Below are 19,601 nucleotides of genomic sequence, written 5' to 3' on the forward strand. Positions count from 1 at the left end.
GGAGCGTTCCGAAGAACAGCATGCGTTCACGTCAAAGGCCCTGGAACGGGCAGCCGGACTCAAGAATCCGCAAATGTAGAAATAAATGCTACTCTACCATTTACAAAAGCCGGGGCGCCTTTCTCCACGTTAAAGTTGTTTTACCGGACATAACCAACCTTGTGCCGGGAGGAAGGAGCACAACCGAACAAAGCCGATGGAGGAGAGTCGGCCACAGGACAAAAAAAACTTTCTTTAATGGAATAAAGGAACATCTGCCGCAGGGGCGCCGGAAAAGCGGCCGAAGCCATCTTTTCCCGCCGGGAGCGCCAAAGGAGGGAGAAGGCTCTCCCGGATCCGGACATATGCTGCGCCAGCCCGGCACGGACACAGCCTGCCGGGAACCGTAAACGCAGATGAATGGCGGTATTCCCATACTCGTGCTGACCGAAATCGACCGTGTTTGTTCAGCTGAAAACATTCTTTCAACAAACTATGTCAGGGAATAAATCAGCGCAGCAAATGGGGAACAAATACACTTTTGTTCTTTTTTACAATTTGCCTGTTCAATAATACAATAATCCCAAAACAGGAAATGACCTTACCACATTAACTATTGTTTTTCAACGTTTTGATCCTGCAAGTGAAAACATGTTGCCCGGCCGGGCACAGCCTGATGCTCCGCCAGCCGTGTTGCTCCGTCCTGAAAAGCTCCGGGAATGCGCCATAATCCCGGCGTCTTGAAACTTTTTCCGCAGCCTCACCGGGCATCGCTTCCACCATTCTTGCATTGGGCGCCGCCAACGCCCGTGCAGGCTCTTTTCAGGCCTTCTGGCTCTTCCTTTCTTGCCAAACTGCATCCCGACATGAATCACAAAATCATGACTATCCCTTATTTTCCCATTTTCCTGTGCCTGGGTGCGGCATTTCCCGCTCTTGCTGGAAAATAGCTTTCCCCAGACTGGCCCTGGCGGCCATGTCTATGCCAACGCCGTCATCTCCTGCCGAGGCGGTTTCCTGATTAAAATCAAACACCATGAACAAACAAAAAGCCTTCCCGCCGCCAAATGGACCCCGGCACAGCGGACGGCCCTGGGCATCATTCCGGAAATGGTTGTCCGTGAATCCGCCAGAGAAAAAGCGCGGCAAAAAACGGCAGGGGAAAAGCTTGCCGGGATGCAAAAGCAAAAGGAACCATTTGAGCAGGAACCGGCGCGGCCGGAAAAATATACCGTACGGGTCTACGGCCATACCAAGGACACCGCCCTTGCCTACGCCGCCGGGCCTTATTCCTGCGGATACCGTGAAATCAAGGAATAACCCTGTAAAATAGCAGGGCTGAAGAACTCCGCCATGCTCCAGAAGGACCAGCTCGTCCATTTTAAAGCCATCACGGCAGAAACGGACATCATCGGCTACAGATCTTTTCCGTGTAGAAATTCCTTCAATGGAGCACACCAGGAGAAAAGTAGTTGCCGTCCGGACTGTTTTTCCAGTGCCGTTTCTTTTCTCACCCTGTAATTAGGATATTTTTCCGGCAACAATGCTGGGCGAACCGGCCGTATAACACCGTCATGGAAATGATAGTTTCTCCGCTTTCCCTCCACAGGCAGGGGATAAACGGCACAGCCGCGCGGAAAAATCAAAATTCTTAAGAATGACGGAAGAGTTTTTTACTCCACTTTTTCAACTTCGCCTCCAGCTTTTCCCGGGGAGTTTTTCTGCGGCTACTCAAATGATGGATGAAAAAATTCCTGTAATGATCCAGCCACAGCCCGTCTCCCCTTCTCCTCGCCTGCTCCGCGGGGGAAGTAAAGATTTCCAACAGCGCCGCGGTCAGATTATCTTCCTTTTCCTGCGCGCGCTCGATCTGCCAGGGCAGGCGCTTGGGCTCCTCCACCATGGAACGCCACAGGTCGTCATCCTCGTCAATTTTCCTGATCTCCGCCACTACTTCATCCAGGGAGGAAAAACGGTGGCAATTAATAAACGCCTTGGGATTATATTCCTCCTCAATCAATGGATTGCCCCAGTAGAGAGGAATGGAGCGGGCCTGGAAGCTCGTGATGATTTTTTCCGTGGAGTAGCCCCTGTACCAGGCATTCTCACAGGAGATGGAAAATTTATAAGGGGTTTTCAGCAGCACGCTTCCTTTCATCCAATCATCGGCTTCCCTGGGAAGGTCACAGGGCGTATTATTTAAATGTTTTCCTATGGCATTCACTTTCTTGTAGGCAGAAAGACGGGAAAACAACTGGATGCGGTACGGATGCCCTTCCCCATGGGAATAAATATAATTGCAGAATCCGCTTTTCCCGTCCAGGGCATCGGATAAATGATCCGGAGACATACAGTCCAGCGAAGCGCGGTACGAAAAAAGATAGGGAGCTTCCAGCACGCGGCCGTCCTGGCCGGAAGGATCGAACCCAATGTGGTAGTCAAACAAGTTCAAATTGGGGGCAACGGCTTCTCCCAATACATCCATGATCGTAATTTTTCCTGCCGAGTCCTGCAAAAACTGAAGAAATACCTCCCTGGTGGATTTATACAGCCACGGAAAAGCAATAAGGAAATCCGCATTGTCTTTATCAATGTCAAACTCAAAGATGGAGGGATCAATGTTCCTGAAACGGTATAAAAACACCTTGATCTGCCATTCCTCGGCACCTTCCATGAACCCGATCTTTACCTTCATTGCCACTTTTCCCTAAAATACCGGCAAGACTATTAACACATCCAACAGGGATGGTCAATCTGCATGGACGTAATTTTTAAAGATGTTAATGCTTCACCAATATATCTATGTTAAATATTTTAATACATATTAACGAGATTATAAAAAGATAAATCAATTTACTATTCTCCCTTCATGGATGCATGATGCCCCTCAGAAAAATCCAGAGCCAAATTAGGATATTTCCCCGGCAACATGGCTTCTCCATCCGGCTATACGGCACGGGCTTTAGCCTGTTGCCCATCAGGATAACCGCTTTCCTCAAACAGGCTGGGAACAACGGCAATTTTCTTAATTCGTTAAACCAACCGCAATTTTTATTTCACAACCTGTTGGCTTATTTCTTCGTATCCCCGTGCCTTCTCATTAATTCCCTGACCTTTGCCCTGGTCTCTTCGTCACTTGACTGTTCAAGCTTCTTATAAATATCAGTCATATCAAAAAATACAGTCTTGGCGGGCCCCTTTCTGTTAAAGACAGTAATACCGTGAAGATACAGCCCGCGCAGCATCCCGTACACATGGCCTCCACGAAATTCGTAACCTTTAAAGTGCTCGTCGAGGTAGGCATCCTGTGCCGCTTTGATCTCTTCAACGCTTTCAATGTGTTCCAGAAGAACCAGCTTCATCGCAGACCGGGCGAATTCCAGTTCCTTCTTAACTCCCTCATCAACCGGATCCATCGATTTTTCTCCTTTCGAATATCCGGCAAAAGGTACAAACACAAATAACGATGTAAACAATATTCTTTTTATATATTTCATAAATTTTATTATAGAATATAAATGAGTTTTTTATAAAATTTATTAACCAAGCTCTTTCATTTCTTTACGGGTTCATGTCTTGCCATTAATTCCTTGATATTCATCTTAGCTGACTTGTTGCCCCGTTTCTCAATTTTTTTGTAAGTATCAGTCATATCAAAGAAGACCATCTTCACTTGGCCGGTCTCATCATGCATTCCAATGATGTGAATGTATCGGCTATCACGAATGGTATATATATTGATAATTCCATGAAGGATTTCTTCCTTATAATGTTTACAAAGATATGCATCTTGCGCAACTTTGATCCCTTTTATATCTTTTATATTTTTCAATACAACAGGATTTTTACAAGCCTCTATATTTTCCTTCATTTCCTTCTCCTGCAAAAATTTTCCCTCCTCAGAAGAACGGTCAGTCGTAAGAGCTAAAGCAGCAATATCGCAACCTATGCCTAAACAAGCACAACCGTGAACCGCACAATTACAACCATTTGTTCTGCACTCCTCCCCCAATTTTACAAACGATTCTCTAACAGCCTGAGCAGTGGCTTCCATCTCAGCCTCTATTTTTCCAAGAGGGAATAATTCTTTTACAACATACGGTCCAAGCTGCTTATTATAATTTTCTTCGGGCCCATTCTTACCATCATGATGTATGTAACTAAAAACGGCTGATGTATTGACTTTGTAAGAACGCAAAGTCTGGGGTTGCAGTATACCCTCTACATTAAGACCCTCTATAGACACATCACATCTCAATTGTTTCGCTTCCAACGTTGCATAAAATGACGTAGCTGAAAATAATACACCAAACAGTAATTTTGTTATACTATTCATATATTTATCTATAAACTAGAATATCCAAATTGTAAATTGAAATATTGAAAAATCATAAAACAAATGCTCTCACCGGCATATTCAATACGCCTGGCAGCCTGGTTTTCTCTTCATGTCACACGTATTCAATTTTCCCTCCAAGCTATCATAAGGAAAAATCGGGAAAGATATTCTACGAAATATCCCCAGCAGAAAAAAGTCGTTGTCTTCTTCTGAATACCGGTGAACCAGACTCCCTCCGTAATTCACTCCTTCTTTGTCAGAACCGCCTCCGGGAATTTTTTCTTCGCGGAATTCCCGGAGGCGGAGATTTACACATGAATGGCGTGCACCATGGCGGACAAGTCGTCGTCATACACGAACTTGCACTGGTCTCTACGCTGTTTGAACAATTCAAACAGGCGCGGCATGTCCGTATCCGGAACGGAAAAGCCCAGCGCGTTCAGACGCATCTTCACGGCGTGCCTGCCGGAATGCTTGGTCAGGGGCAGTTCCGTAGCTCCCCAGCCGATTTCCTCCGGGTCCATGACTTCATAAGTGCTCCGGTTTTTCAAAACGCCGTCCTGGTGAATGCCGGAACCGTGGGCAAAGGCGTTCGCCCCCACCACGGCCTTGGAGCGCGAGACGGACAGGCCGCTCATGGCGGCCACCATGCGGCTGGTCCGCACCAGTTCCTTCGTCCGCACTCCGGTCTGCACGCCGGAAAAGAAGTCCGGCCGGGAATGCAGCGCCATGATGACTTCTTCCAGGGCCGTGTTGCCCGCCCGTTCACCGATGCCGTTGATGGTGCCCTCCACCTGCTGCGCCCCGGCGCGGACGGCCGCCAGGGAGTTGGCTACGGCCATTCCCATGTCGTCATGGCAGTGGACGGAAAGCCTGGCGCGGCTCACGTTGGGGACGTTGGATTTCAGGTAGGAAATCAGGTGGTAGTATTCCTCCGGCATTGTGTACCCCACCGTATCCGGAATGTTGACGACGGCGGCTCCCGCATCAATCACGGCTTCCACAATCTCCGCCAGGAATTCCGGTTCCGTCCGGGAAGCATCCTCCGCGGAAAACTGCACTTCCCCGCATAATCCGGAGGCCATGGCGACGGCCCTAGTGGCCATCTCCCTGATTTGCCTGCGGCTTTTTTCCAGCTTGTATTTCCGGTGGATGGGGGAGGTGGCCACCACCAGATGGATGCGCTCCCGGTCTCCGGCGGCTTTCAACGCTTCATGGGCGGCAATGATGTCCTTCTCCACGCAGCGGGCCAGTCCGCAGACGCGGCTTTTTTCCGTGCGTTCCGCCACGGTGCGGACGGCCTGGAAATCGCCGTCCGAGATGACGGGAAAGCCCGCCTCAATTACGTCCACTCCCAGAGCTTCCAGTTGCATGGCAACCTGTATTTTCTGTTCCACGGTCATCGCCGCGCCGGGGCACTGTTCCCCGTCTCTCAGCGTCGTATCAAAAATATGTATGTGTTCTTTCATTACAGTAAAAATGTTAAGGGTTCGTTCCTTCGGAAACTGCGCACGGAAACGTTCCTGTTCCGGAATCCTTCCTTTGGCGCAAATCAAGACCAGCCGTTTACTTCCCTCGCGCCGGAACGGCTCACCGGCGCATATCAAGATATCTTCACGGACTACCGTCCGAGAAGTAGCAATAGACGACCTTGAAGGAACAGGGTGTTCATCTTGCTTATTTTTACCATAACTCCGCCCTGAATGGGGGAACAAGGCAGACGATGCACTTTCTATGTATTCCTGTCAAGACCACTAAACGTTTATGACTTCGTTAGCCTACTTCATCAATTGGACTATTGAAAAGCAATATACTTTCCGCATAAAGAGCTGCCCAGCTGACATTAGTATTAGTATCAGCTGGGCAGAGCATTCTTTTTTACCAATATCCCCCAATAGGTTTCAATCCACGCATCCGTAAGGATGCGACACTTTCCATCTGTAAACATCTACAGATGGATATTATCTGAGCCATGCACTCGTAAAAGTGCAATTGAAAGGAGGAACCCCTCCTAGATGAAAGATTATGATTAGAAACTTGAAGATTGTCAATCCTTTCAAAAAAAATCATTTCCTATTAGGGGAAATTAGCAATCAGCTTGACAAGTAAATTCCAATTTACTATTAAGAAGGGCGTTCCAGGACAGAAAAGGGCAAGGTACACCCAATACCTCACCCTTTCTCCCTGAACACGGCCTCATACAGAAGTTGATATCAGAGTTGCTGTCTAGCAACCACCTTATAGAGGTTCATGATGAGGATGTCAAATCGGGAAGCGAGGTCAATATTATTAGAATGGCTAAAAAACACTATATCTATCGACGTTTTATACCGGCAATAGTAACAATTTACTTCATTGCGGTACCGAATGAGGGATTCTACAATAAGGATATTGTGCATGATCTTGTTAAACAAGGTTATACTGTACGGATAAACATAGAACCCCATTAACCGAAACTCATTGCTGAAAACAGTTTTAGAGGAGAAAAGTATATGAATCTGAACTGGATAATACGCCTAATACCAATCTATTTAGTGTTGCCTCAACACTAAGATTGAGATATTATCCACAACTCAACGGCTTATTGCTATTCACGGCAATAGGCCGTTTTTCTACACTTTGCTCTACGGGCTTAATCCTCTATATCTCCTGATGAGAACGTATTTCCTGAATGGAGATGGACAGGGAGGCGCGGCCGCGGTACACGTTGCGGTCAATCGTAAAGGCGATGTCCCAGGGGGGATTGGGGAGTTCCCGCTCCGCGCCGTTGAAGAAGATGGCGTCACGCTCCACCATGCCCTGCCGCATGAAGAGCTTCAAATGGTTGGTTCCCACGCGCTTGGGCGGTTCCGTGGGGAAAACGTCGGAACTCATGAAGAGGGGCTGGGGATTGGAGTTGCCGAAGGGCTCCAGCTTTTCATAGCTGTCCAGCAGGTCCAGCGTCAGCGCCTGGAAGGAGACTTCCATGTCAATGTTGAGCACGGGGCTGCGCTGTTCCTCCGTGGTGGTTTCAGAGACGTACCGGTTGAAGGCCTTACGGAAGTCGTCCATGCGGGATTCCTCAATCACCAGGCCCGCGGCCATGTCATGGCCGCCGCCGGAAACCAGCGTATCCGCACAGTGGTGGATGGCCTGCACCAGGGACACGCCGGGGATGGAGCGGCCGGAGCCCTTCCCCACGCCGCTTTCATCAAAGGCGATGACGAAGGTGGGCTTGTGGTACCGCCTCATAAGCTGGGAGGCCACGATGCCCACCACGCCGGGATGCCACGCGCGGGAACCGAGCACGATGACGTTGTCCCGTTCCGGGTCAAAGGAGTTGTGAAGCATTTCCACCGCATCCGTCCGGATGGCTTCCTCTTCCTCCTGCCGCTTGCGGTTGTGGGAGTCCAGCATCTGGGCGAGCTGCACGGCGCGCCTGTTGTCCATGGTCAGGAGAAGTTCCAGGGCGTCCATGGGGGAGTCCATGCGCCCGGCGGCATTGATGCGGGGGCCTATCCTGAAGCCCACATGCGCGGCGTTCAGGAAGCCCGCATGGTTGGCGGAATCTGAAGGGCGGATGCCCGCTATTTCCGTCAGGGTTTTGAGGCCCGTATGGCGGCTGTGCGCCAGCCTTCCCAGGCCGTGGCGCACCAGAATCCTGTTTTCATCCACCAGCGGGACAATGTCCGCTACGGTAGCCACGGCTACCAGGTCCAGATAAAGTTTCAGGTCAAAGGTTTTCAGCTTCCGCTCCTTCAGCAGGGCATGGGCCAGCTTGAAGACCACGCCCGCGCTGCACAGGTAGGTGTACGGGCTGTCTTCCTCAATTTTGGCATTGACCACCGCCACCGCATCCGGCCGGCCCAGCGGCCCCGCCTCATGGTGGTCCAGAATGATGACGTCTATTCCCAGGCCGTTGAGCATGTCCACTTCCTTTACGGAGGAGGTGCCGCAGTCCACGGTAATGAGCAGGCTGGGTTTTTCCGCACATTCGCAGAGGCAGCGCTCTATGCCCGCTTCACTGAGCCCGTAGCCTTCCCGGGAACGGACGGGTATAAAGTACTGCGGGTCCAGGTCATAGGACATCAGAATGGCCCGCAGGAGCGCCACGGAGGTGACCCCGTCCACATCATAGTCCCCGTAAATGCACACGGTTTCCCCTTCATCCACAGCCTGGAAAATGCGGTCCACGGCGGCTCTCATTTCCCCCATCAGGAAGGGGTCGCTCAGATGGGAAAGCCTGGGTTCCAGAAAGAGGTCCGTTTCCACGCCTCCGGTAAATCCGCGCTGCAGCAGGAGCTGCTTGACCAGCAGGGGCAGTTCTGCGGGAAACGCTTTCAAGACCGGATCATCCTCCCTCACGGAGGGGCGGAGAGTCCAATGAAAGCCCGGTGTCATGGAAGTATTTTATCCCGCCGCCCAACAGGGTCAAGGTTGTTTCCATAACAGGCTGTCAGAGCAGAAGAAAAAGGAAGGCCCCCTGCTCCGGACAAAGGGGTTCTTTACGCCGTAATGAATAATGCGCATTCCCATATGGAAGGAACGGCCTTCATGCCGGATGTCCCGTGAACGGAAAAGCCCCGTCCGGATTTTCTCCGGACGGGGCCGTCATATCAGGCGCCCACGCTTGATACCGTTATTTTTTAGAGGAGAAGATCACCTCATTGATGATCGCGTCCGGCTGGGGTGCCTTGTACGTCAGGCGCACGGCGGAAGTTCCGGCGGGAATGGCAAATTCAGAGGCTCCGGGACCGGCGTTCCTCTTGCCTACAGGCACCCAGGCGCCTTCGCCACGGCGCGCCTGAATGGCAAAGGCGGCGGACCCTACGACGACTACCTTGGAGGCCTTGGGGTTATCCAGGTTGGGAATGGTCACATCCAGAGGCTTGTCGGCACGGTAGACCGTTTTCAGGTTCCTGTCAGTCAGGGAGACCAGGCTGGTGCCGGGGTCCGAGGGGGGAACGTCAAATTTGAACATGTTCAGGATGATGTCCTGTTCCTTGCCGCTTTTGTTGACCAGTTTCATGCCCTTGATTCCCTTGGGGAGCTGGTTCGCCTTGGCAATGAAGTTTCTGCCCTGCTTGTCCAGCTTCTGCACCACGGGTTTGGCGGAGCCTTCCACATCCAGTTCAACTTCAGCCCAGGAGTTGAGGTCATCCCGTTCCAGGTTGACTTCCAGCCAGGTGGCGTCCGTGGGGCCTTCCAGTTGCAGGGAGATGAATTCGCCGGGCTTCATCTTGTGCGTTTCCATCACGCGGTTGATGCGCACGATTTTGTCGGATTTCTGTACGGAAACCCCTTCCAGCCCCGCCACATTGGAAGCGGCCATGGCTGCAGGAGGCGTGTTGACGGCTATTTCCCGCACGGCGGTCCAGACGGAGCGGCCGTTGTCCGTTTTCTTCGGTTCAATGATGCGGTAGCGCACGGCACGGAGGGAGACGGGCTTGGGAGCCTGCCACACCACTTGCATGCCGGAGGTTTCCGGTCCCAGCGGTTTCCACGTCTTCATGTCCCGGGAGCCTTCAAGCTGTCCCCTGGCCACATAATCGCCGTCCTTGTCATTGCGGCCCATGAGCACTTCCACGCTCCGCACGGGAATCTGCATGCCGTAGTCCACGCCATACCAGTCTCCCGGCTCGCCGTAGGCGCCGGAATGCCAGAAGGAGCCGCGGTCCCCGTCACAGAAGAGTTCCGCCTTGTCCATGCTGCCGCCCTTGACCAGCGGCTTGGGGGAAAGCGCCGGGGAGCCAGCAATGGCCGGGAAGGCTTTTTTGGAGACGATGTCCGCCAGTTCATTGACGGCGGGCGTCATCACGCGGGAACCGGTCTTCACCACGGAACGGTAAAGCTGGCCTTCCTGGTTGTGGCGGCGGGAGATGCCGTCCATGGCTGCCAGGGCCTGCGTGGCCTGCACCAGCTGGGTTACGGCGTCCTTCGTGTTGTTTTCTTCCAGCGCCGCTACGGCACATTGTCCGGCGCGGCCCAGTTGTTCAAAGGCGTCCACCCACGCGCCGATTTCCTTCATCAGCCGGGGATTGTCCGCCTTGGCCCGGATGACGGGCGCGGCGGCGGCCATGCGCGCGAATTCCTTTTTGAGCAGGGCCGCATCCGCCTTCACTACCTTGCCTTCACGGGCGGCTTCCAGCACGCGCTTGACCACGGGTTCTATTTCCACGGATTCCTCGCGGCGGTAGCCGTGGCCGTTGGGGCCCTGGTCGGAGTTGTGGTTCACAAAGACCTGCATGGCTTCCGCCGCCTGCGGGAACAGGCGCTTGACGCCTTCCTTCCAGGATTCCTCCGATTTAAAGCCGTTGATGTTCCAGGTGTAGTCCGCAAGGCCGAAGAGGGAGACCTTGGACGCCTCCGGCTTGTCCATGGGGTTGGAGACGAAACCGCCCATGGATTCCTTGGCTCCCGGCTCCGTGGCGACGCCGTACACGCGGCCCATGCACAGGTTGGAGCGGCAGTAGTCCGTCACCGGGAAGTTCCACCAGACGTAGGAGGGGCGCTTGATTCTTTTGTTCACCCACTGCTGGCCTTCCAGCGTGATGTCATGGCATACGGAATCTCCCGTCCACATGACGTGGATGGAGGGGTCCAGACGGTCGCCCAGAATGTCCAGGTAGGTTCCCGGCTTGGGATCAGCCCAGCCGCGGTTGTACTCCGTGGGACACATGACCAGGGGGGTGACGTCCTTCTTCACCTTGACGAATTCGTTGTTAATCTTGTTCAGCAGGAGGGCCTGCATGTCCCCCCTCTTGCCTTCGCCGAAGATGTCGTCAAAGAATACGGCGAAGGAGCGGACGCCCAGCTTGTACATCATCTCAAACTTTTTGATGACGTTGTTCATGTCCTCTTCCGTCCACTTGATGTCCTTGCCGGGGTGGATGGCCCAGACAAAGTCCACGTGGTTTTCCTTGGCTACCTTCACCAGTTCCTTGATCTGGGCGGCCTGGTCCGCGGGATAGGGATCCCGCCAATGGGGGGAGGAGTGGTAGGGATCGTCCTTGGGCCCGTAGATGTACGTGTTCATCTTGTTCTGGCCGTAAAAGCGCAGCTGGCTCAAACGGGCTTCATGGCTCCAGGGGGTGCCGTAGAAGCCTTCCACCGTTCCGCGGAATTCAATGTCCGGCCAGTCCGTGATTTCCCCCACGGGCAGCGTCACGCCCTCACCCCCGGTTTTCGTGCCCAGCTGCCGCAGCGTCTGCATGGCGTAAAACGCGCCGCGTTCGTCATGGGCGCCTATGGCCACTTTTCCCTGCGGGGAGATGACCAGCTTGTAGGCGCCCGATTTTTCCGGAACCCCGTTCAGCAGCTTGCTCCCGGCCGTCTTGGCGGAGCGGATGACCACGGAAGGCTTTCCGGAAAAAGCGACCGTCTGGGAGGAGAGTTTGGACTGCTGGGGAGCCGGATACACGGCGGGCGCCACCGCAAGAGCGGAACCGCCCAGCAGGGCCGCCACGCTCAAACCACATTGAAGAAGTTGAAAGCCATTCATGATTATGCGCGATAATGGAATCAAAAAAGACTTTCCACCTCAAGAAAAAACGTTTTGTTCAGACACTGCAATATGTCAACAGGAGGAAAACGCAGCTAGGCCCGGAAGATGCCAGCGGATGGAAAAGATTCCCGGGATGAATCCTTTCTCCCCCGGCCTTTTAATCAAACCAATCCTGACGTTAAGAGGTTTTTAATTCCAATACACGCTATGGACGGAAAACGCAGCTTAAGGGCGCCACGGCGGAACAATCCGGAAGATGAATGGATTAAACTTCCGTCTCCCGTCCATGGTTTTCCCTCCCAACGGGATGGCCGCGCATTCAGCCCGGCCCTCCCATGTCCCCTTTTGCATCTTGCAGTTCCGTTCTTACGGTGTAAAATACATTTTCCCTACCCCCCTTCCCTCCCCATGGAATTTTTCATTCTGCTGCTGGTCCTCGGCCTGCTTTCCGGAATGGTCTTCACCTTTGTGAAGGCCTGCCAGGTCACTTCTCTGGAACAAAAAGTCTACACCCTGGAGACGGAAGTCGCCCGGCTGAAAGAACGTTTGGATCCCCGTTCCTCTCCCCGGCATGTCCCCGCAGAGACCAGGAAGAGCCTCCCGCCCCCTGCGGAAAGCGCGGCCCAGCCTGTCCGCACGCTTCCCCCTGCCGCTCCGGCCCGGGAACCCGCCCAGGCCCTTTCTCCCCGGCACAGCGTGCATACGGTCCGGAACATCAAACCCGCCGCAGCCCTGCCTGCTTCCTTTTCCTGGGAATACTTCATCGGCGCCAAGCTGCTCTCCTGGATAGGGGGATTCGTCCTGTTCCTGGGGACCGGCTTCTTCGTCAAGTACAGTATTGACAATGACCTGATCTCTCCGGAATGGAGGGTGGGCCTCACGTACCTGGCGGCAGCCGTCCTGCTGGGCGCCGGGCTGTCACGGCTGAGGAGGAAGTACCCCATCCTTTCCGGCACGCTGACCTCCACGGGCATTCTGGTGCTGTACCTGGCTACCTGCGCCGGGCGCATGTTTTACGAGCTTCCCTTCTTCACCCCTGCCATAGCCTCCGCCCTGCTGGCGGCCACCACGGCGGCCGCGTTTGTCCTGGCGGTGCGGCTGCGGTTCCGGGTGATTGCCTTTCTGGGCATCATCGGCGGGTTCCTTACCCCGGTCATCCTGTCCACCGGCCAGGACCATACGGTTTCCCTGTTCCTGTACATGACCATCCTCAATGCCGGATTGCTCGCCGTCGTTGCCGCCACCAGGTGGACGGCCGCCGGAGGCACGGGACTGGCGGCTTATACCATCCTGCTGATGGGCTGGTTTGACGAATACGGAGGCCCCTCCCATGTTGCGGCCGTGGCCGTCCTCTCCCTGTGCACCCTGCTGCTGTACGGCGGCTACGGCCTGTATGCCGGCAAGCGGCAGCCTGAACCTGAGAAAAAGGGAATGCCCTTCTTCCTGGCGTTCTGCGCCATTGCCGTGACCTGCCTGGCGGCCTTCCGCCTGGAGTCGGAGTGCAGCTTCCGGTTCCTTTCTTTTTCTTCCCAGGCGCTCCTCCTGCTGACAGGCATGCTCCCCATGATAGCCCTGCTCCCCCTGGCACGCGCCAGAGCCACGTACTGGGGATGCTTCCTGCCCATGGGGCTTTTTACCGTCTTCTTTTTTTACCAGTCTTCCGCAGCGGGGTTTACCCAGTCCCCCCTCTGGCTCCCCGCCCTGCTGCGGGGGCTGTTCTGCCTGTTCATGATTCCGGCGTCCTACACGGTGCTGTCCGCACGCACGCCCTCCGGAGGAGCTTATCTGGCAGAACTCCAGCCGGGCGTCAGGATTTCCTGCTTCGCCACGGCGGCTCTGGCGTGGCTGCTGGTCATGCCCCCGTCCGCCTCCACCCCATTATACGTTTTCCTGACAGCCGCCGCATTCTGCGTGATGGCCGTCCGGCACCAGAGGGGGCAGGCCCTGGTGGTGGCGGCAGCCGGGTACACGCTGGCGGCCTCCTGCCAGCAAATTCATCCCGTGGGTTCCGCAGCCGTTTTTCTGGCGGTCCTCCTGCTTCCCCTTGTGCTGGTCCGGCGGTTCCGCAGCGGCCTGCTGGCGTGGAGCGCCTCCGCGCTGGCGGCTCCCCTGTTTTACCTTTCATGGCGGCTTTTCGGGATGGATCATTTTCCGGAGTCCGCCCGTTTCTGGGAGGCCGCCGTCGCCCTCTCCTGTGCGGTTCCTCCCCTGCTGGCTGCCCTGTACTTGCAGAAGCTTCCCGCTGAAACGCTTTTGAAACGTTCTTCCGTGCTCAGTTTCTACTATGGGGCGGGAATCGGCATGGTGACCCTGGCCATCGGCCTCCAGTGGACCGGAGCCCCCCTGACCGTCGCCTGGTCCCTGGAAGGGCTGGCCCTTCTGCTGCTGTGCGCCAAATTCCTCCTGCCCAGGCTGGCCTGGACGGGTTTTCTCCTGCTGGCTTTCCTGTTTGTCCGCAACGGGCTGTCCCAGGCCTTTGTCCTGCTTGACCCGGCGGGAATGCCGGCCCTGCGCACGATGTTTGCCACCATGGTTTTCTGCTGCATGGCCGGAGCCTGGTGGGTGCAGAGAAAAGTGGCGCCCCGGCTGCCGGAAAACCACAAATCCCGTCTCCGCATCATGGTCACGATCCTGAATATCTTTGGAGCCATTCTGCTCTTCATCTGGATGAACACGGAGATTTCCTGCGGCTTCGCCGCGCCGGGAGACCGTCCGCTGATGATCCAGTTCGGGAGCAGCGTGGCGCAGGACCTGACCATCTCCATCGCCTGGAGCCTCTTTGCCCTGGGGCTGATCGCCACGGGATTTGACATCAGGTCTTCCAGGGTGCGCATGGCGGGGCTAGCCCTGCTGGGCATCACCCTGCTGAAAGCCGTCTGTTACGATATTTCCAGCCTCGGACAGCTTTACCGCGTGGGAGCCCTCGTGGGGCTGGCCGCCATCGTGCTCATTTCCTCCTTCCTGTACCAGAAGTTCAATATCAAGCTGCGGAACAAAAAGAATCCCCGGGGGGAGGCGCCAAAAAGTTAGCGTCATCTTACTTTAGAAGACAAATTTGACCATTGCATCACCAGCCGGGCGGTCCATAATGCGGAACATGCTCCGGCGCGTTCTGATTCCTTTTCTGTGTCTTCTGGGCCTGTTCTGTACTCTTCAGGCCCAGGATGCCCCCGCCCTGAAAATAGCGGCCCTGCATCCCATCCTGGGAGATATGGCGCGCGCCATCGGCGGCAGCCATGTGCAGGTGGCGGACCTGCTGCGCCCCAACGGAAACCTGCACAGCTTTGAACCCGCACCGCAGGACATCGCCGCCGCCGGGCAGGCGCGCTTGGTGCTGGCCTCCGGCAAGAATCTGGAGCCGTACCTTCCCAAGCTGAAGGACGCCCTGGGCGGAAAAGCGCAAATTCTGGACCTGGGGGCCTCCATTCCGGACGTTCCCGTGGCGGCGGACACCGCAGACCATGACCATGCCCACGGGGATGACTGCTGCGCCCACGGCCCCAATGACCCCCACTGGTGGCATACCCCGGCCAACATGAAACGCGCCGCCCGCGCCCTGGCTGCCGCCCTCACCCGAATGGACCCGGCCCATGAACAGGAATACAAGGCGGGACTGGCCCGGTGGAACAGGAAGATGGACCAGCTTTCCTCCTGGGCCAGGAAGGAGCTTGCCGACATTCCGGAAACAGACCGCATCCTGGTAACGGGGCACGCGGCCATGAACCATTTCTGCAAGGAGTTCGGCTTCCGCAGCATCAGCATCCAGGGGGTGAGCCGGGAAGACGAGGGCAATTCCGCCCAGCTGGCCTCCACGCTGAAGAAACTGCGCGCCGCCGGGGTAAAGGCCCTGTTCCCGGAATATTCCTCCAACCCCAAGAGCCTGACGGAGATAGCCAAATCCCTGAACATCCCCGTCGCCAGGCCGATCAATACCGACGGGCTGGCTCCGGACGGCCACACTTTTGAGACCATGTTCAAGCAGAACGTCGGCATCATCAAGGAAGCCCTTTCCCCGTCACCCAAACCATGACCAGCTCCCCCCTGCGACAGTTTCTCCCGGCCCTGGGGGTCGTCATCCTGCTGGGGCTGTTCCTTTACCGGATGACGGCCGGGACCCCTCCGGCGCAGGAAGCGTCCCGTCCGGCTCCCGCGGAGCAGTCCGCGGACGTCGTTCCCACAGTCATTACGGTCAGGTGCGCGCACCGTCCGGAGTTCCTTTCCATCTCCCAGGGAAGCCGCCTCCTCTGGCAGTCCGCCGCGCCAGGACTGCATGAAGAAGTGGAATGCGGCCTTCCGCTGGCAAACGGCTCCGTCACCCTCACCGTTTCCGCCCGGTGGCCGGAGAACACGCCGGACACTCCCGTCACGCTGGAACTGGAACCGGAGGGGAGGGAGGCGGCCTCCGCCACGCGGTGGTCCTTCGGCCCTTCCCTGAACGACAGCTACTCCTTCTCATGGAAATAAACAGTCCAGACCCTCACTGCGCCCGGGACCACATCTGCTGGGGGGCCCACGCCAGCCATCCGGACCGCCACCGGCTGGAGGTGCGGAACCTCAGCGTGTATTACGGGAGGCTTCTTGCCCTGAACGGCATCAGCTTTTCCATCACCTGCGGGCACACGCTGGCCCTGATGGGCCCCAACGGCGCGGGAAAATCCACGCTGATCAAGGCCCTGGCCGGCCTGATCCGGCCTGATACCGGAGAAATCCTGTGGAATGGCCGCCCCCTGCATGATACGCCGGGAGAAATAGCCTACCTGCCTCAGCGTTCCGACGTGGACTGGTCCTTCCCCATCACCGTACGCGCCCTGGTGGAGATGGGGCGCTACCCGGCCCTGGGCCTGTGGAAGAAGTTCGGGCCGCATGACCGGGACATCGTGGAGAAGTCCCTGCACGTGCTGGGCATGGAGTCCCTGGCGGACCGCCAGATTTCCGAGCTTTCCGGCGGCCAGCAGCAGCGGGCCTTCCTGGCGCGGGCACTGGCCCAGGAGGCCCACGTCCTCCTGCTGGACGAGCCTTTCACGGGGCTGGACGCCCCCGCGTGCCAGTCCCTGGGGCACCTGCTGGATTCCCTGGCGGCGGAAGGCCGCCTGGTGATCGCCTCCCATCACGACCTGAACACGGCGGCGGATATTTTTGACACTGTCCTGCTGATGAACCGGGAACTGGTCGCCTTCGGCCCCGCCAGGGAAGTGCTTACCACCCGGCGCATCAGTGAGACGTATGGAATGGAACCCCAACCGGCGACCCGGCTTTCATGATGGACGATTTTCTTCAATTCCTCCGCGAGCCCATCGCCCAACGCTCCCTGCTGGCCTGCGTCATGATCGGCTTTGCCAACGGCTTCGTCAGCGGGCTGGTTATCCTGAAAAAATCAGCCCTTCAGATCGGCACGCTGTCCTGTGCCCTGCTGCCGGGCATTGCCCTGGCCGTGCTGCTCTTCGGCCTCACCCGCTGGAGCCTGCTGACGGGCGCCGTGGTGGCGGCCCTGCTCGTCGGGCTGGGGTCCCTCTTCGTCTCCCGCACGTCCCGGCTGAACCAGGACACGGCTCTGTCCATCCTGCACACCACGGCCTTCGCCGCGGGCTTCATCGTGCTGGTGCGGCTGGGGCTTCAGCAGAAGATAGACGACTGGCTGTTCGGCTCCATCATGAGCCTGTCCGACTCCGACCTGTGGATCGCCTTCGCCATCAGCTCCGTCAGCGTCCTGATCCTGCTGCTTTTCCGGCGCCCCATCCTAATCTACCTGTTTGACCCAGACATCGCCACCACGCTGGGCATCCCCTCCCGCCTCATCAGTTACGGCATCTTCACCCTCATCATCCTGGTGCTGGTGTCTTCCCTCCAGGCCGTGGGCGCCTTCCTGACGCTGGGCCTGCTTGTCGGTCCCGCCGCCACGGTGTACATGCTCACCAACAAGCCCTCCCACCTCTTCTGGGGGGGCGGAATCATCGGCGGCCTGGGCTCTTTGCTGGCCTTCTACCTGTCCTTCCCGCTGGGCTGGCATCTGGGCGCAACCATCATTCTGGTGCTGGGAACCATCTTCTGCGCAGCCTATTTGTATTCATCACGGTGCGGGCTTTTGAAACAGCGCAGAAAGAATTCTTCCTCCGTACAATAACAAGGCCCGTTTTCATGACAATCCATGACACGCAGACTACTAGTCCGCCGTGGGGGTTGCCATTATAATGCGGGTTGTGAAAAAATGTGAGATATGCTCTGCACCGGCAACGGTGTTCCTGACACAGATCATCAACGGGAAATCCACCAAATTCTGCCTCTGCGCCAAATGCGCCCAGGAGCGGGGCCTGCTGGACCCGGACGCCTTTGATCTGGCGGAGAAACTGTTCCCGAACCTTCAGGGGCAGTTCGGCAAGGAAGGAGCAGCGGATCCCTCCGCCCCCATTCCGGCCCTCCAGTCCCTCCCGCTCACAAGCTGCCCGATCTGCTCCTTCACCCTTCAGGATTACAAAAATGTAGGACGCCTGGGCTGCAGTGAATGCTACAACGTCTTTGAAGAAGAGATTCTCCCTCTTCTGGCCCAGATTCAGCCTGATTCCCACCATCACGGAAAGACGCCTGAAAGGGCGGAAAAGCGCGAAACGGAAACCCACACCATCAGTGATCTGGAACAACAACTATCCCTGGCAGTAGCAAGAGAAGATTATGAACGCGCGGCCAAGCTCCGCGATCAAATCAAGCAATTGCGCACGCCGACCAATTAACCTACATGCTCTTTGACGACTTACTGAACAACCCCGCCAAATGGATGGTGGAATCACGGGATGAACACGACATCGTTCTGACCTCCCGCATCCGCCTGGCACGCAATCTGACCGCCACCCCCTTTCCCGGCTGGGCCACGCGCCAGCAGAGGGAAGACACGCTGAAGCTTACTTCCGGAGAAGCGCGCCAAATCCCCGTCATGAAAGGCGGCTACTACGCGGAACTCTCCGGACTCACCCAGCAGCAGAAGCAGCTGCTGGTGGAACGCCACCTCATCTCCCGGGAACTGGCCGCGCGCGCGGAAGGCTGCGCGGTGCTCATCTCACGCAGCCAGAACGCCAGCATCCTCTTCAATGAGGAGGACCACCTGCGCCTGCAGTACATCCTGCCCGGTATCCAGCTTAAAAAGGCATGGGGGGCCATCTCCAAAATAGATTCCGAGCTGGAGGCCAAGCTCCCGTACGCGTACAACACGCGGCTGGGGTACCTTACCGCCTGCCCCACCAACCTGGGCACGGGCATGAGGGCCTCCGTCATGATGCACCTGCCGGGCCTGGTCATCTCCGAACAGATGCAGCAGGTCGTCCAGGCGGCCGTGCAGCTCAACATCACCGTCCGCGGCCTGTACGGGGAAGGAACGGAAGCCACCGGCAACCTGTTCCAGATCTCCAACCAGACCACGCTGGGAGACAGTGAGGACCGGATCGTGGAACGCATGACCCGCTTCACCTCGGACCTGGCCCATCAGGAATGGAACGCACGCAGGCGGCTTCTCCAGGCCTCCACCCTCCAGGTGAAAGACCGCGTTTCCCGCGCCTACGGCCTCCTGACCAACGCCACCCTGCTCTCCACGCAGGAGGCCCTGGGGCTGCTCTCCTTCCTCCGGATGGGAGCCTCCCTGGACATCTTTTCCCACCAGGCATTAAAAAACGTCAATAAAACCATACTGAACATTCAGCCGGCCCACCTGGCCCGCCTGTCCACCACGGACCAAACCACCCCGGAACACAGGGACCAGATCCGTGCGGATATTATCCGGAAGGAACTGTCCGGAGATTAATGCAACAACAAAAC

Annotated in this window: 14 protein-coding genes; 7 read left to right on the forward strand and 7 right to left on the reverse strand. The window is 56.4% G+C overall.

Annotation, left to right across the window (positions count from 1 at the left end; genetic code table 11):
* Positions 1-864: 864 nt before the first annotated feature.
* From ABGM91_RS00285 to ABGM91_RS00315, 7 genes are all read right to left on the reverse strand, one after another.
* The gene (locus ABGM91_RS00285; RefSeq protein WP_354832814.1) at positions 865-1,359 is read right to left on the reverse strand and encodes a hypothetical protein; all 495 of its coding nucleotides are present in this window, start codon (positions 1,357-1,359) and stop codon (positions 865-867) included.
* A gap of 271 nt (positions 1,360-1,630) precedes the next feature.
* On the reverse strand, positions 1,631-2,674 hold the full coding sequence (locus ABGM91_RS00290) for a glycosyltransferase family 10 (RefSeq protein ID WP_354832816.1): 1,044 nt from the start codon (positions 2,672-2,674) through the stop codon (positions 1,631-1,633).
* Between the two features lie 376 nt (positions 2,675-3,050).
* Entirely contained in the window at positions 3,051-3,476 is a 426-nt protein-coding gene (locus ABGM91_RS00295; protein ID WP_354832818.1) for a hypothetical protein, read from the reverse strand.
* 56 nt (positions 3,477-3,532) lie between these two features.
* Entirely contained in the window at positions 3,533-4,315 is a 783-nt protein-coding gene (locus tag ABGM91_RS00300) for a hypothetical protein (protein ID WP_354832820.1), read from the reverse strand.
* Between the two features lie 311 nt (positions 4,316-4,626).
* Positions 4,627-5,787, reverse strand: coding sequence for a 2-isopropylmalate synthase (locus ABGM91_RS00305; RefSeq protein ID WP_354832822.1), 1,161 nt, complete (start codon positions 5,785-5,787; stop codon positions 4,627-4,629).
* A 1,171-nt stretch (positions 5,788-6,958) separates the two neighbouring features.
* The gene (gene recJ / locus ABGM91_RS00310) at positions 6,959-8,641 is read right to left on the reverse strand and encodes a single-stranded-DNA-specific exonuclease RecJ (protein WP_354832824.1); all 1,683 of its coding nucleotides are present in this window, start codon (positions 8,639-8,641) and stop codon (positions 6,959-6,961) included.
* 295 nt (positions 8,642-8,936) lie between these two features.
* Positions 8,937-11,798 (reverse strand): beta-N-acetylglucosaminidase domain-containing protein, encoded by a 2,862-nt coding sequence (locus tag ABGM91_RS00315; RefSeq protein WP_354832826.1) that lies wholly within the window; start codon positions 11,796-11,798, stop codon positions 8,937-8,939.
* 411 nt (positions 11,799-12,209) lie between these two features.
* Here ABGM91_RS00315 and ABGM91_RS00320 point away from each other — a divergent pair, with 411 nt between their 5' ends.
* The 7 genes from ABGM91_RS00320 to ABGM91_RS00350 all read left to right on the forward strand — a co-directional run bounded on the left by ABGM91_RS00320 (position 12,210) and on the right by ABGM91_RS00350 (position 19,587).
* On the forward strand, positions 12,210-14,831 hold the full coding sequence (locus tag ABGM91_RS00320; RefSeq protein WP_354832828.1) for a DUF2339 domain-containing protein: 2,622 nt from the start codon (positions 12,210-12,212) through the stop codon (positions 14,829-14,831).
* A gap of 67 nt (positions 14,832-14,898) precedes the next feature.
* Positions 14,899-15,831, forward strand: a complete 933-nt coding sequence (locus tag ABGM91_RS00325; RefSeq protein WP_354832830.1) for a metal ABC transporter substrate-binding protein — start codon at positions 14,899-14,901, stop codon at positions 15,829-15,831.
* Positions 15,828-16,265, forward strand: coding sequence for a hypothetical protein (locus ABGM91_RS00330; protein ID WP_354832832.1), 438 nt, complete (start codon positions 15,828-15,830; stop codon positions 16,263-16,265). The genes ABGM91_RS00325 and ABGM91_RS00330 overlap by 4 nt, the downstream gene beginning before the upstream one ends.
* Positions 16,256-17,062, forward strand: coding sequence for a metal ABC transporter ATP-binding protein (locus ABGM91_RS00335; RefSeq protein WP_354832834.1), 807 nt, complete (start codon positions 16,256-16,258; stop codon positions 17,060-17,062). The genes ABGM91_RS00330 and ABGM91_RS00335 overlap by 10 nt, the downstream gene beginning before the upstream one ends.
* Positions 17,059-17,922, forward strand: a complete 864-nt coding sequence (locus tag ABGM91_RS00340) for a metal ABC transporter permease (RefSeq protein WP_215428374.1) — start codon at positions 17,059-17,061, stop codon at positions 17,920-17,922. Before ABGM91_RS00335 ends, ABGM91_RS00340 begins: the two co-directional genes overlap by 4 nt.
* A gap of 112 nt (positions 17,923-18,034) precedes the next feature.
* Complete coding sequence (locus ABGM91_RS00345) at positions 18,035-18,526, forward strand: UvrB/UvrC motif-containing protein (protein WP_215428373.1); 492 nt, start codon at positions 18,035-18,037, stop codon at positions 18,524-18,526.
* 5 nt (positions 18,527-18,531) lie between these two features.
* A complete protein-coding gene (locus tag ABGM91_RS00350) occupies positions 18,532-19,587 on the forward strand; it encodes a protein arginine kinase (RefSeq protein ID WP_215428372.1) in 1,056 nt (351 codons plus the stop codon).
* Positions 19,588-19,601: the final 14 nt, after the last annotated feature.

It is taken from the genome of Akkermansia muciniphila (assembly GCF_040616545.1).
GTDB classification, from domain to species: Bacteria; Verrucomicrobiota; Verrucomicrobiia; order Verrucomicrobiales; family Akkermansiaceae; genus Akkermansia; species Akkermansia muciniphila_E.

Excerpts from the sequence above, each read along its gene's own strand:
- ABGM91_RS00325 (WP_354832830.1), top strand. The coding sequence starts at position 14,899 with ATGCTCCGGCGCGTTCTGATTCCTTTTCTGTGTCTTCTGGGCCTGTTC.
- ABGM91_RS00290 (WP_354832816.1), bottom strand. The coding sequence starts at position 2,674 with ATGAAGGTAAAGATCGGGTTCATGGAAGGTGCCGAGGAATGGCAGATC.
- ABGM91_RS00330 (WP_354832832.1), top strand. The coding sequence starts at position 15,828 with ATGACCAGCTCCCCCCTGCGACAGTTTCTCCCGGCCCTGGGGGTCGTC.
- ABGM91_RS00300 (WP_354832820.1), bottom strand. The coding sequence starts at position 4,315 with ATGAATAGTATAACAAAATTACTGTTTGGTGTATTATTTTCAGCTACG.
- ABGM91_RS00315 (WP_354832826.1), bottom strand. The coding sequence starts at position 11,798 with ATGAATGGCTTTCAACTTCTTCAATGTGGTTTGAGCGTGGCGGCCCTG.
- ABGM91_RS00350 (WP_215428372.1), top strand. The coding sequence starts at position 18,532 with ATGCTCTTTGACGACTTACTGAACAACCCCGCCAAATGGATGGTGGAA.
- ABGM91_RS00305 (WP_354832822.1), bottom strand. The coding sequence starts at position 5,787 with ATGAAAGAACACATACATATTTTTGATACGACGCTGAGAGACGGGGAA.
- ABGM91_RS00285 (WP_354832814.1), bottom strand. The coding sequence starts at position 1,359 with ATGGACGAGCTGGTCCTTCTGGAGCATGGCGGAGTTCTTCAGCCCTGC.
- ABGM91_RS00340 (WP_215428374.1), top strand. The coding sequence starts at position 17,059 with ATGATGGACGATTTTCTTCAATTCCTCCGCGAGCCCATCGCCCAACGC.
- ABGM91_RS00295 (WP_354832818.1), bottom strand. The coding sequence starts at position 3,476 with ATGAAATATATAAAAAGAATATTGTTTACATCGTTATTTGTGTTTGTA.
- ABGM91_RS00335 (WP_354832834.1), top strand. The coding sequence starts at position 16,256 with ATGGAAATAAACAGTCCAGACCCTCACTGCGCCCGGGACCACATCTGC.
- ABGM91_RS00320 (WP_354832828.1), top strand. The coding sequence starts at position 12,210 with ATGGAATTTTTCATTCTGCTGCTGGTCCTCGGCCTGCTTTCCGGAATG.